The 12,373-nt window shown below is 70.3% G+C and carries 14 protein-coding genes; 8 read left to right on the forward strand and 6 right to left on the reverse strand.

Annotated elements, in window-relative coordinates; all coding sequences use genetic code 11:
• Together ABFX54_RS25340 and ABFX54_RS25345 are read right to left on the reverse strand one after the other, a co-directional pair.
• Window positions 1-1,011, reverse strand: a complete 1,011-nt coding sequence (locus ABFX54_RS25340) for a hypothetical protein (protein ID WP_346108662.1) — start codon at window positions 1,009-1,011, stop codon at window positions 1-3.
• On the reverse strand, window positions 1,012-2,412 hold the full coding sequence (locus ABFX54_RS25345; protein ID WP_346108663.1) for an NAD(P)/FAD-dependent oxidoreductase: 1,401 nt from the start codon (window positions 2,410-2,412) through the stop codon (window positions 1,012-1,014). It lies immediately after the preceding gene.
• Window positions 2,413-2,569: 157 nt separating this feature from the next.
• Here ABFX54_RS25345 and ABFX54_RS25350 point away from each other — a divergent pair, with 157 nt between their 5' ends.
• Together ABFX54_RS25350 and ABFX54_RS25355 are read left to right on the forward strand one after the other, a co-directional pair.
• Window positions 2,570-3,196: a TetR/AcrR family transcriptional regulator gene (locus tag ABFX54_RS25350; RefSeq protein WP_346108665.1), complete on the forward strand. Its 627-nt coding sequence runs from the start codon at window positions 2,570-2,572 to the stop codon at window positions 3,194-3,196.
• A gap of 55 nt (window positions 3,197-3,251) precedes the next feature.
• Entirely contained in the window at window positions 3,252-3,716 is a 465-nt protein-coding gene (locus ABFX54_RS25355) for a DUF3592 domain-containing protein (RefSeq protein WP_346108667.1), read from the forward strand.
• Between the two features lie 48 nt (window positions 3,717-3,764).
• Here the strand turns inward: ABFX54_RS25355 and ABFX54_RS25360 are convergent, their stop codons facing one another.
• Window positions 3,765-4,400 carry a TetR/AcrR family transcriptional regulator gene (locus ABFX54_RS25360; protein WP_346108669.1) on the reverse strand — a complete coding sequence of 212 codons (636 nt, stop codon included), beginning with the start codon at window positions 4,398-4,400 and terminating at the stop codon, window positions 3,765-3,767.
• A gap of 90 nt (window positions 4,401-4,490) precedes the next feature.
• Between ABFX54_RS25360 and ABFX54_RS25365 the strand changes: the two genes are divergently transcribed.
• The gene (locus tag ABFX54_RS25365) at window positions 4,491-5,195 is read left to right on the forward strand and encodes an alpha/beta fold hydrolase (RefSeq protein WP_346108670.1); all 705 of its coding nucleotides are present in this window, start codon (window positions 4,491-4,493) and stop codon (window positions 5,193-5,195) included.
• Here ABFX54_RS25365 and ABFX54_RS25370 read toward each other — a convergent pair.
• Genes ABFX54_RS25370 through ABFX54_RS25380 form a run of 3 tightly spaced genes read right to left on the reverse strand, consistent with a single transcriptional unit; the run spans window position 5,182 to window position 7,612 of the window.
• Entirely contained in the window at window positions 5,182-6,267 is a 1,086-nt protein-coding gene (locus ABFX54_RS25370; protein WP_346108672.1) for a LacI family DNA-binding transcriptional regulator, read from the reverse strand. The genes ABFX54_RS25365 and ABFX54_RS25370 overlap by 14 nt on opposite strands.
• 41 nt (window positions 6,268-6,308) lie before the next feature.
• A complete protein-coding gene (locus ABFX54_RS25375; RefSeq protein ID WP_346108674.1) occupies window positions 6,309-6,644 on the reverse strand; it encodes a hypothetical protein in 336 nt (111 codons plus the stop codon).
• Window positions 6,645-6,649: 5 nt separating this feature from the next.
• Window positions 6,650-7,612, reverse strand: a complete 963-nt coding sequence (locus tag ABFX54_RS25380; RefSeq protein ID WP_346108675.1) for a DUF6772 family protein — start codon at window positions 7,610-7,612, stop codon at window positions 6,650-6,652.
• 516 nt (window positions 7,613-8,128) lie between these two features.
• On the opposite strand from ABFX54_RS25380, the gene nikB reads away from it, so the two are divergent.
• The 5 genes from nikB to ABFX54_RS25405 form a co-directional block, all read left to right on the forward strand.
• A complete protein-coding gene (nikB, locus tag ABFX54_RS25385) occupies window positions 8,129-9,052 on the forward strand; it encodes a nickel ABC transporter permease (RefSeq protein ID WP_346108677.1) in 924 nt (307 codons plus the stop codon).
• A 2-nt stretch (window positions 9,053-9,054) separates the two neighbouring features.
• Window positions 9,055-9,984 (forward strand): ABC transporter permease, encoded by a 930-nt coding sequence (locus tag ABFX54_RS25390; protein WP_346108678.1) that lies wholly within the window; start codon window positions 9,055-9,057, stop codon window positions 9,982-9,984.
• On the forward strand, window positions 9,984-10,988 hold the full coding sequence (locus ABFX54_RS25395; RefSeq protein ID WP_346108680.1) for an ABC transporter ATP-binding protein: 1,005 nt from the start codon (window positions 9,984-9,986) through the stop codon (window positions 10,986-10,988). The genes ABFX54_RS25390 and ABFX54_RS25395 overlap by 1 nt, the downstream gene beginning before the upstream one ends.
• Window positions 10,972-11,985, forward strand: a complete 1,014-nt coding sequence (locus ABFX54_RS25400; RefSeq protein ID WP_346108681.1) for an ABC transporter ATP-binding protein — start codon at window positions 10,972-10,974, stop codon at window positions 11,983-11,985. Before ABFX54_RS25395 ends, ABFX54_RS25400 begins: the two co-directional genes overlap by 17 nt.
• Window positions 11,986-11,993: 8 nt before the next feature.
• On the forward strand, window positions 11,994-12,373 hold a 380-nt coding region (locus tag ABFX54_RS25405; protein WP_346108682.1), incomplete at its 3' end, for a histidine phosphatase family protein.

A 12,373-nucleotide genomic window follows, 5' to 3' on the forward strand; every position in this document is an offset into this window, starting at 1 on the left:
TCAGACCCGGATCGCCTCCACCGCGTTCGCTCGCCGGCTGACGTGTCTCGCGAGGAGCATCAGCAAGGCTGTCTCCAGCACGATCGTCAGCGAGCCGGTCACCATGGAGGTCGCCGAGCCGGGCATCATGAACGCGGTGTGCGCGACGAGGATGCCGCTGATCAGCCAGACGCGATGGCGGTCGTCCCACCCGGCCGCCGCACGCCAGCGCAGCACCAGCCAGCCGAAGAGGACGGCGGTGACGGCCGCCATGACCAGCCGCAGGGAGGGCGGCATCAGGTCGCCGAACAGCAGGGTGGAGCCGAGGCCGAGCGGAAGCAGCGTCGTCAGGAACGCCATGGTCAGGTACGCCGAGACCAGTCCGGCCACGCCAGGACGCGGCACGGTCCTGCCCGCCCAGGGGCGTTCCTGGAGGCGGCCGGGCACGACCACGAGGGCGAGCACGGCGAGTACGGCGATGGCCACGAGGAACGCCGCCGTCCAGCCCCACGGCGTCTGATACCCGGGGTGCTGATCGGCGGAAATGGCGAAGCGCAACCCGAGCACGCCCACGACCGCCAACGCGCCGACTCCCGCGAGCCCGCCGCCGCCGAGGTAAGGCCGGCCCCGGCGGCCGGGGAAGAGGAGGTCGGCGAGGGCGATGGGGACGAGGACGCTGAGCACCACGTGCACCCCGATCTGCGACTCCCAGTACGTCACGTTCGCGCCGAGGACCCGCATCCCCCAGTCGGCGGCGCCGTACATCTTCGGGCTGGTCAGAGCCTGCAGCCCCAGGCCGTCCTCCGCGAGCTGATAGGCCACGCCCAGCAGTGCCAGGCTCGGCCAGCCGCCGCCGACCCGGACGACCGCCTCCCTGATCAGCAGGACGCCGGCCCCGTACATCACCATCAGCAGCGGGGTGAGCAGCCAGGTGAACGGCACCGCGACCGCGGTGAACGTGAGTTCGGCGCACAGTGTCGTCAGCAGGGCGAGCACCCATGGGGCGCGACGCCGGTTTCGTGAGCCGGCCATCTACCGCACCTCGTTCGCGTACAGGAGTTGTTCGAGCCTGGCGTTCTGCTCCTTGAGCATGGCCAGGGCCTGGCGTTCGAAGGCGGCTCGTTCCACCGGGTCCTTCGGCATCGGCGGGGCGATGTCCGGGTGCAGCCGGGACGTGCGCAGCCACGTTTCGAGGTCGTCGTTACCGGCCCAGCGCAGCGCTTCGGCGTTCGCGGACAGGGCGAAGCGCAGCCAGTCCACGTCCGTTCGCGGGTTCGGTGTGACGGGGCACAGGTCGTTCTTCACGGCGTCGTCCGGGTAGGACGCCTCCACGTGCGCGATGAGGGCGGCGCTGAACACCGGCTGACACACCCGGACCGACTGCAGGGTGATGAGCCCGTCCTGGAAGATCGGGACGACGGGGAGCTGTCTGGTGGCGTCGGCGGTGCAGTCCACGTGCAGCGCCCCAGGGCCGGTCGGAACGGCGCCGCCGTCGAGTTCGATCTCGGTTTCTGTGATGCGTTTCACCCGGCCGAGGCGGACGACGTTCCTGATCCGGCGTAGCTGCTCCAGCTCGGCCCGCGAGACGGTGGCGCAACGGAACGCCGTCGGCCGGTCGTCCGGGGAGATGCGCAGCAGGGTGCCGGCGGCGTCGAGCCGCTCGAAGAGGTCGGGCAGGGACTCGGCGCCCATGATGGCCTCGTGTTTGGCCATGTAGTCCCGCCCGATGTCCTCGGCACGGCGGAGGGGGATCGGCTGCACGGTGGCCCGGTCGATGAGCCAGGGCGCGCGGGGCATGATCCAGGTCAGGCGTTCGGGGGCGAGACCCTGTTCCAGCAGCCAGAGGCAGGCGTCGATCCCGGTCTTGCCCGCGCCGACGACGACGTACCGCTCGTGGGGTTCGCGGACGGCGGGCAGTTCGTTCGGCGGCACCACCCGGATGCCGGCCGCGATCGGGAACTCGGGCGGTCGCATGGCCGGGACGGTGACGCCCTGGTAGGTGGTGTCCACGATCTTCCTGCGTACGGTCACCTCGTACGCGTCGCCGGAGGTCGTCAGGTGGAACCGGCCGGCGCCTTCGTACTCGGCCATGGGGAAGTACGACACCCGGCCTGACGGCAGGAACGTCTGCCGCATGACCTGGTCGAAATAGCTGCAGATCTCGTCGGCGCCGGCCAGTTCGTACAGCCCGGCGTTCAAGCCGGTCTGATCGATCGTGTCGTCGCCGAGGGGACGAGAGTTCACGCCGTACATGGCCGACGGCTGGTGCAGCCGGACGTAGGGGTAGGCGACGGTCCAGTGGCCGCCCGGCTGGTGGTAGCGGTCGACCATCACCACGGTCGCGTCGGATTCGGTCAGCAGCGTGTCCACGAAGGCCATGGCCGTCGCGCCCGCGCCGATCACGAGGTAGTCGGCCTCGATCGTGGTCGTCATCTCAGGCTCCCGCCCTGTCTTGAGGGTATGGTTTTAGTTTGGGAGTCAACTCCCAAAGTGGGAGGTTACACCAATATCTTGGCAGCGGGGTGCCGGGTACGCGGGGCGTACGATGACCGCTGCAGCTGTGGCCGTGCGTTGAGGAGTGAAACGCGACGTGGTGACGAGTGAACTGCCCGGAGGCGGGTCGCCCGAAGGGCCCTGGGAGCGCAAGCGGGCTCGGACCAAGCAGGCCATTCAGCGGCACGCACTGCGTCTGTTCGGCGAGCAGGGCTATCACGCGACCACGGTGGAGCAGGTCGCGGCGGCCGCGGATCTCGCGCCGAGCACGGTCTTCCGCTATTTCCCCACCAAACACGATCTGGTGGTGCTCGACGACGATCTGCTGATGATCAGGCCGTTCATCGAGGCTTTCCGCGCGCAGCCGCCTGAGCTGGGGGTGCTCGCCGCGCTGCACAACGCCGTACGCACCGCGTTCGACGAGGCCGGCGCCTCTCGGCCTGAACACGTGGAGATCCAGGACCGGGCCCGGCTGGTGGTGACCATCCCCGAGGTGTGGGCGGCGAACATGGGCAGCCTGGCCTCCAGCATGAGCGGGATGGCCGAGCTCTTCGCCGAACGGGCCGGACGCGACGCCGGCGACCCGGAGATTCTCAGCCTCACCAGGATGCTCTGCGGCGCCATGACGATGGCGTGGCTCGCCGCCGGCAGCGGCGCCGCGCTCGATCTGCCCGCCGTGCTGGAGGACACGGTCGCCCGCCTGCGGACCGGCTTCAGCCTATGACCGCGCGTGCGTGCCCGCCGCGTCCGGCACGCATCCTGTAGGACAGACTCGCCCCATGCCTAACGAACGGCTCATCACACGCGTCGGCGGATTGTTCGCTCTGATCGGCCTGGTTCTGCTGTGCGTCACCATCGCGCTGGCCGCCTCCACGGCGAGTTTCCTGGCCTCGGCGCAGCGAACCGACGGGACCGTGGTCGAGCTGACCGCACGCACCAGCACGACCCGGGATTCCGACGGTCGTCATCGCCGCAGCACCACGTGGTACCCGACCGTCACGTTCACCGTCGAGGGCAGGCAGTACTCGTTCGAGAGCTCCACGGGCAGCAACCCGCCGGCTTACGCGGAAGGCGAAGCCGTCCCCGTCGCCTACGACCCGGCTGATCCGCGCGACGCCCGGATCTCCTCGTTCTGGTCGGCCTTCCTCGGCCCGCTGATCACCGGCGGCCTGGGGGTGGTGTTCACGCCGCTCGGTCTGCTCCTTTTCGTGCGCGGACGGCGGATCGCCCGGCAGCGTGCCTGACCGTGGCCGCGGCGCGACGAGTCGTCGGCTCGTCGCGGCAGCGGGGGGCTAGGTGTCCGAGCCGCTCAGCAGGGCGTGGTGGAGCGAGTCGCGCAGCCATCGCTCGGCCTTCTCCAGCGACCAGCCGTTGTCGTCGGTCAGGGCGAAGTAGGCGTTGTTGTTCAGGTAGAACCAGAGCGTCTCCGCGGCTGCTTCCGCGTCGGTGCCCGGTCGCAGGGCGTCCAGTTCGGCCAGGCGCCGGGCGGTGCGGGTGAGGCCGTCGCGGAGGCTGGCCTGCGCGGTCCGCAACGCCTGGGCGGCGCCGGCGTCGTGCGGGGCGGTGTCGGCGACCAACCGCATCAGGTCGCGGGAGCGTTCGAAGCGGACCCGGGTGGCGTTGACGATGAAGCGCAGCAGCTCGTCCGCGTCCGTCGCGGCGGCGATGTGGGCGTGGATCTCCGCGACGTCCGGCGCGGTCGTCCTGGCCTCGATGATCGCCTGGAGCAGGCCCTGCTTGCCGCCGCCCACCGCGTACACCGTGGCCGGCGCGACCCGGGCGGCGGCGGCGATGTCGTCCACGGTGGTCGCGAAGTAGCCCTTCGCGCCGAACAACTCGCGCGCGGCGTCGTGGATCGCCCGGCGGGTCGCCGCGGCGTACTCGGCCCGCCTGCTCTCTCCCGCGCTCTTCGATGACCTGGTCGGCACGGGAGGCATGCTACTCGCTCTATTGATCAGAGTTAGACTCTGACGAACAGAGCATCTCTCTATTCAGCGGATACGGGCTTGGAGTCGCAGGTGAACTACGTTTTCGTTCCGGGGGCCTGGCACGGTGGGTGGTCGTGGCATCCGGTGGCCCAGCGGGTGGCCGATGCCGGCCACCAGGGCATCGCGCTGACCATGCCCGGCCTCTCGGCGGGTGACGGCGCGGGCGAGCCGCGGCTGGCCGACGCGGTGACGTACCTGGTCGAGGAGGTCGAGCGCCGCGACCTCACCGACGTCGTGCTGGTCGGCCACAGCTGGGGCGGCATCCCGATCGCCGGCGCCGTGCCGCGGCTGCGCGACCGCCTGCGCGGCATCGTCTTCGTCAGCGCGTTCGTCCCGCGCGCCGGTGAGTCGATGGCCGACGCGATGGGCCCGGAGGTGGGCGCCTTCCTCCGCGCGACGATCGAAGCGTCACCGAACCACACCGTCTCCGTGGACTTCGAGTCGTTCCGCCGGTCCCTCATGCCGGACGAGCCGGAGAACGTGCAGCGGCTCGTGTACGACCTCCTGGTCCCGCAGCCCGGGAACTACATGCTCGACGCGCTGGACACCGTGGACTTCACGGGCCTGCCGATCGCGTACCTCCTCGCCGAGAAGGACCAGGCGCTGGCCGCGCCCGGCGCCGAGCTCGCCGCCCGCGTCGGCGTGCAGCCGGTGCTCCTGCCCGGCACCCACGAGACGATCCTCACCCACCCGGACGAGGTGGCGAAGGCGCTGCTCGCGTTCACGCTGGACTAGCCTCGCATCGGCCTGCCCGCGGCGCTCCGGCGGTCGAGTCGCGTTCCACCAGTGTGGGAGCGATCAGCTGCTTCAGCGGACGGGCGCTCCGCCCGCCCGCGATCTCCTCGAGCAGCAGGTCGGCCGCGATCTCGCCGACCTCCTCCGCGGGCAGCCGGACCGTGGTCAGCGACGGCGACAGGAACGCGGAGAACGGGTGGTCGCCGAAGCCGATCACCATCAGGTCGTCCGGCACCTTGAGCCCGTGCTCCGCCAGCGCTCGATACAGGCCGAGGGCGAAGTAGTCGTTGCCGACCACGACCGCGTCCGGCAGCCTGGCCCGGCGCAGCATGCGGCGGGCCACCTGGTACGCCTGCTGCGGCTGCCACGGCAGGGCGGCCTGGTCGTGGCGGCGAGTGGGCACCCGCATGACGCTGCCGCGCGGCATGGCGAGACCGGCCTCGGTCATGGCGCGGCGGTAACCGGCGATCCGGTCGGCGATGGTGGTGATCGGCAGGTCCTCCTCCAGCACCACGATCGAGCGGGCGCCGCGGGAGATCGCGTGCGCGGTGGCGCGGTAGCCGCCGAGCTCGTTGTCGGTGCCGACGAAGCGGTAGCCCAGGTCGGGCAGGTCGCGGTTGAGCAGCACGGTGGGCACGCCGACCGCGCCGAGCCGCCGCCACGGATCGGCGCTCGCCTGCACCGGTACGACGATCGCCCCGCTCACCGACGACCGCAGCAGAGACTCCGCGGCCCGTGCCTCGTTCTCCTCCGATTCGTCGGTCACCGTCAGCAGCAGCGAATAGTCGTGCGCCCTGGCGCGTAATTCGATGCTGGAGATCAGCTGCGCGTAGAACGGGTTCGACGGATTGGTGATGACCAGGCCGAAGGTCATCGCCGAGCCCGTCACGAGCGACCTGGCCATGGAGTTCGGCACGTAGCCGACCCGCTCCGCCTCCGCCCGTACCAGCGCCCTGGTCTTCTCCCCGATGCCGTCCTTTCCCGAGAGGGCACGCGACACGGTGTTGACCGACAGATTCAACGCCGCGGCGATGTCCCGCAGCGTGTGACGCCGGCCCCCGGCCCTGCGCATGCCCTGCTCCCGCTCGCTCCCGCGCCTTTTCCCGGTCGCGCTCAGCTCTTGGCGGTGAGATAGATGCGCAGCTTCGCCGACGGATTTCCGCCCGTCACCGTGCCGCGCAGCCGCAGCCATTGGCCGAACTGCTCGACCGGCCAGGTCACCAGGCCGGGACCGGTGACGACGTGCTCGTGGCCGTCGAGGTCGCACCAGGTCAATCCGTCCGGCGAGATCTGGGTGACCAGCCGCACCGCCACGTCGTCGCCGGACGCGGAAAGGGTGTGCACGAACCACCGCGCCTCACCGGCCCACGCCGCCTCGTACGGTTCCGTCGCGAAATCGGAGTCGAACGTCGTGTCCCGTTCGAGAACCGCCGTCTGCACCTGCCGCATGAACGTCACCACTCCGTGGAAATGAGTACCGAATCGAGGAACAGGAAATTGCGCACCGACGAATGGGTGCGTACTGAGAAGTAGAAGTTCAGCAGGTTCTCCAGCGAGTCGTAGCGCTCCTTGTACGGCGGCACCGGAATCGCGGACATGTCCATCACCCGGTCGTTGACCTGCAATTCGACGTTGCGCCGGGCGCCGGTGTCGATGACCCAGCGCAGGTAGTGCCAGTTGACCTTCGTCGGCACCTCGTTGTAGCAGAGCTCCTGCGGCTCGCCGAACGGCTGCCAGTCCTCCGGGTTGGGCGCGGTGAAGTCGGCCCCGTAGGCCAGTTTGACCTTGCCCTCAAGGTGCTCGCGCGGCGTCGGCTCCGGCACGGTCGGGTAGACCCACTGCCGCGACAGCGTGTTGTCCAGCGTGGTGTTCAGGTAGCGGGCCACCGTGTGATAGCGCAGGCCGCCGTCGCCGCACAGGTCGGTCGCCACGGTGAAGCAGCCGAACTGCGCCTCCGACGGGTGCAGGTTGCCGTCCCACGTGACGTCGCCGAACTGGTCGCCCGCGCTGCCGTCGATGGTCGCCTCGGCCTTGAAGGTGAAGTACGCCTCGATCTGCAGCAGGCCGCGCCCGCTCATGGTGAGCCGCCTGATGGCGGTGGCGGTGTGGCCCTCGTAGGGCCGGGTGGCCAGTTTGAGCGCGTACGAGCCGGTCATCGCGCCGTGGCTGCCGATGTCGAAGAACGAGCAGTTGGACAGCTGCGGCGGCCGGAAGTCGCGCATGTGGTCGTCGACCGTGGACAGGTCGCCGTTGCCGTTGTAGTTGCCCAGCAGCTCGGTCCAGCCATGGGCGCCGGAGTTGAAGTCGTCGTAGGTCAGAATGCGCCGAAGCGGGGAGAACTTCGACAGCCTCGGGTCCGCCGACAAAATCGCGGCGCGAAGTTCTGCGGCCAGGTCTGGCCGCTCCGTCATGGTCATGCCGGAGGCTCCTGGGAGATGTTGAGGCCATTCGGAATGGCGAAGGTCCACGCCCGGCCGATCGACCGGAGCGGATCACACGGTTGGCTCGGACATTAACGTTCATGTTGGACGGACGTCAACCTTCCCGGCAACCGCCGCCGTCACTCCTCACGTCTCACCAGACTACATGGTGAGTCATATTTACCCAGTTCAAAGGCATAAAAGTGAGATCCTCCAGCCCGCCGGCAGGCAGATGAGGCGGGCCGGACCCTTGACGATCAGAGTCCTCGGTCCTAGCATCAGCCACCAATCGCATTAACGTTAATGTTTGCGAGCCGGTCATCCTGCCGCTCCCCTGCGGCCGACGGCTCGCCGCCTCTGTGGACCACCCTCCAGAAGTCCGGCCGGCTCCGCGGGCCGGGCCATCCGCCACCCTCAAGCCGTCACCGCCAGACGCCTGCCGCGTCATGGCTCACCCAGGAGTTGCCTGGCGATGCTGAAACGGGACGCCGACCGACCGCGATCGGACCGGCCATGACCGCGTACTTCATCCGGCGCGCGCTGTTCGCCGTCTTCGTGCTGTGGGGCGCCGTGACCATTGTGTTCCTGGTGCTCCGGCTGGTTCCCGGCGATCCGGCCCAGCTCATCCTCGGCTCCGACGCCACCCAGGCCGAGATCGCCCAGTTACGCGAGCAGATGGGGCTGAACCGGCCCTTGGCGGTGCAGTACGGGATCTATCTCGGCGACGTGGCCCGCTTCGACTTCGGCGACTCCTACCGCTACCACAGCGACGCCATGGGCCTGGTGACGGAGAAGTTCCCGCTCACCCTGCAGCTGGCCGTCGTGGCGATGCTGATCGGCCTGGTGCTCGGGGTCGCGCTCGGTGTGGTCGGCGCGCTGCGGGTGAACCGTCTGGCCGACCGGGTGGTGTCGGTGTTCGCGCTGCTCTCCCAGTCCATGCCGTCGTTCTGGATCGGGATCATGTTCATCCTGGTCTTCGCCAGACAGCTGCACGTGCTGGCCAGCGGCGGGTACGGCGGCCTCGACCGGCTGATCCTGCCGGGCGTCACGCTCGCGCTGCCGCTGGTCGCGGTGCTGATCCGGCTGACCCGCAGCGGCCTGCTCGACGTCGTGCACGAGAACTACATCCAGACCGCGCGGGCCAAGGGCCTGCCGGAGCGGCTAGTCATCTCCCAGCACGCGATCCGCAACGCGCTGATCCCGATCGTCACGGTGGCCGGGCTCGAATTCGGCAAGCTGCTCGGCGGCGCGGTCATCGTGGAGACGGTCTTCTCCTGGCCCGGCGTCGGACGGCTGCTCATCGACTCCATCTCGGCCCGTGACTACAACGTGGTGCAGGCCGCGATCCTGCTGATCGCCGGCGGCTTCGTCCTGATCAACCTGGTCGTGGACGTCCTGTACGGCTACCTCGATCCGCGCATTCGGCTGGGACGGTGACCATGGACAGGTCGACCGGGCAGGTTCTGCCCCAGAACGCCCCGCTCCCCGGCGAGACCCCGGCCGGCGACGCCCGCCCGGCGACGGGCCGAAGCCGGGTCAGGATCGGACGGCTGCGCATCATCGTCTCCTTGGCGGTGGTCGCCTGCTACGTCGTCGCCGCGGTGGTCGGCCCGATGGTGCTGGAGTTCAACGCCGTCGCCACCGACCTCGGCTCCCGGCTGAAACCGCCCGGCTTCGTCATGCCGGACGGGCACACCGCGATCTTCGGCACCGACCAGGTCGGGCAGGACGTGTTCGCCCAGATGTTGCAGGGCGCGCGCGTGTCGATCACCGTCGGCTTGGCGACCCTGGTCCTGGCCGGCGTCATCGGCGTCGCGGCCGGCGTCGCCGCCGGATACTTCGGCGGCCGGCTCGACATGGTGCTGATGCGGCTGGCCGACATCCAGCTCACCTTCCCGTCGATCCTGCTGGCCATCTTCATCGCCTCGATCCTCGGACCCAGCGTGGTGAACGTCGTCATCGTCCTGTCCATCTCCAACTGGGTGACGTTCGCCCGGGTCACCCGCAGCCAGGTGCTCGGGCTCAAGAGCCGCGACTTCGTCGACGCCACCCGCACCCTCGGCGCGCGGACCTGGCACCTCGTGACGCGGAGCATCCTGCCGTCGGTGATGGCGCCGATCCTCGTGGTCGCGACGGTGGAGCTGGGCCACGTGATCCTGGCCGAGGCGTCGCTGAGCTTCCTCGGCCTCGGCACCCCGGCCAGCACGCCGAGCTGGGGGCTGACCATCGCCAACGGCCGCGACTACCTGTCCAACGCGTGGTGGATCTCCACGATCCCCGGCATCGGCCTGGCCGTCCTGGTGATCAGTTTCGGCGTGCTGGGCGACGCGCTGCGCGACCGCTTCGACCCGCGGCTGAGGAGCATGTGATGGACGACCCACTGCTGTCGGTGCAGGACCTGACGGTACGCTTCCGCACCCGGGCGGGCACCGTCACCGCCGTCGACCGGGTGAGCTTCGACCTGGCCGAAGGGGAGACCCTGGCCATCCTGGGCGAGACCGGCAGCGGCAAGAGCGTCACCGCCCAGGCCCTGATGGGGCTGGTCCCGCGCCCGGCGGGCGAGGTGACCGGCGGCCGGATCGTCTACGCAGGCACCGACCTGCTGACCCGCCCGCGCGCCGACCGCCGCCGGCTCAACGGGACCGACCTGGCGATGGTCTTCCAGGACCCGCTCAGCTCGCTCAACCCGGTGTTCCGGGTCGGCGCGCAGATCGGCGAGCTGTTCCGGCGCCGGCGCGGCGCCTCCCGCGCCGAGGCGCGGCGCCGGGCGATCGAGCTGATGGACCGGGTCGGCATCCCGGCGGCGGAGCGCAGGGTGGACGACTATCCGCACCAGTTCTCCGGCGGCATGCGGCAGCGCGTCATGATCGCGATGGCCATCGCCCTGCAACCGCGCGTGCTCATCGCCGACGAGCCCACGACCGCGCTGGACGTCACGGTCCAGGCGCAGGTCATGGCGTTGCTCGCCGAGCTCAAGGCAGAGCACCGCATGGCGATGATCCTCATCAGCCACGACCTGGGCGTGGTGGCCGGCGTCGCCGACCGGGTCATGCTCATGTACGCGGGCCGCGTGGTGGAGACCGGCGGGCTGCGCGAGGTCTACGAGACGACCGGGCATCCGTACACGCGCGGGCTGATGGCCTCGATCCCGGCGCTGGACGGGCCGCGCGAACGGCTGACGCCCATCAAGGGCTCGCCGCCGGACCTCACCCGGCTGTCCGCGAGCTGCCCGTTCCGGCCCCGGTGCGACTTCGCCACCGACGTCTGTGACGCCGAGCGGCCGGAGCTGGTCCAGGTGCCCGGCCGTCCCGCGTCGCACCGTGCCGCCTGCCACCACGCGAAGGAGGTCGCCGCCGATGTCGTCCCCGGCTGACCCGCTCCTGTCCGTACGAGATCTGCACACCAGCTTCCCGATCCGCTCCAGCGTGCTGCGGCGTAGGACGGGAGCCGTGCAGGCCGTCTCGGGCGTCTCGTTCGACCTGCCCGCGGGCCGCACGCTGGGCCTGGTCGGTGAGTCCGGCTCGGGCAAGACCACGCTGGCGCGGACCGTCATCGGCCTGGAGCCGCCGGAGTCAGGCCAGGTGCTCTTCGACGGGCAGGACCTGCTCACGCTGCCCCCTGCCGAGCTGCGGCAGGCGCGCAGGCAGATCCAGATGATCTTCCAGGACCCGTACGCGTCGCTCAACCCCCGGCTCACCGTCGAACAGATCATCAGCGAGGCGTGGCTGATCAACCCCGGGGTGGTGCCCCGCGACCGGTGGGCCGCCGAGGTGAAGGACCTGCTGGACCGGGTCGGGCTGAACCCGGACCACGCCGACCGGTACCCGCACCAGTTCTCCGGCGGGCAGCGCCAGCGGGTCGGCGTCGCCCGGGCCCTGGCGCTGCGGCCCCGGCTGGTGATCTGCGACGAGGCGGTGTCGGCGCTGGACGTCTCGGTGCAGGCGCAGGTGCTGAACCTGCTCGTCGATCTGCAGCGGGAGCTGGGGCTCGGCTTCCTGTTCATCGCCCACGACCTGTCCGTGGTGCGGCACATCAGTGACGAGGTCGCGGTGATGTACCTCGGCAAGGTCGTCGAGAGGGGGACGACGGCGCAGATCTTCGCCGCCCCTGTGCATCCGTACACGCAGGCGTTGTTGTCGGCGGTGCCGGTGCCACGGCCCTGGGCCGCGCCGCCGCGGCGGCAGATCCTCCTCAAGGGTGACATTCCATCGCCTGTGTCGCCGCCGTCCGGGTGCCGGTTCCGTACCCGGTGCTGGAAGGCGCAGGAACGGTGCGCCACGGAGGAGCCGGCGCTGGTCGATCGGCTGGGCGATCATCCCGCCGCCTGTCACTTCCCCGAGCTGCCGGTCGCCTCGGCGGGTGCGCGATGAGCGGCCGGGTGCGTCTCGTCCTCGTGCGGCACGGCGAGTCGGTGTGGAACGTCGAGGAGCGTTACCAGGGGCAGTCCGACTCGGGGCTCACCGCCGCCGGCCGCGAACAGGCCGAGGTGGCCGCGGCGGCGCTGCTGGCCCGCTTCGGTACGCCCGACCTGGTCGTCTCCAGCGATCTGCCCAGGGCCATGGACACGGCGCAGGCGTACGTGCGTCACTTCGGCATCGAGGCCAGGCTGGACGCCCGGCTGCGCGAGGCGGACATCGGCTCGTGGGCCGGGCGGCCGTTCACGGAGATCGCCGCGGAGTACCCGGACGTGCTCGCGGCCGTGGGACGCGGGGAGGACGTGCGGCGCGGCGGCGGCGAGAGGGCCGCGCGGCGGCGCCG

It is taken from the genome of Nonomuraea maheshkhaliensis, from assembly GCF_039529435.1.
GTDB classification, from domain to species: Bacteria; Actinomycetota; Actinomycetes; order Streptosporangiales; family Streptosporangiaceae; genus Nonomuraea; species Nonomuraea maheshkhaliensis.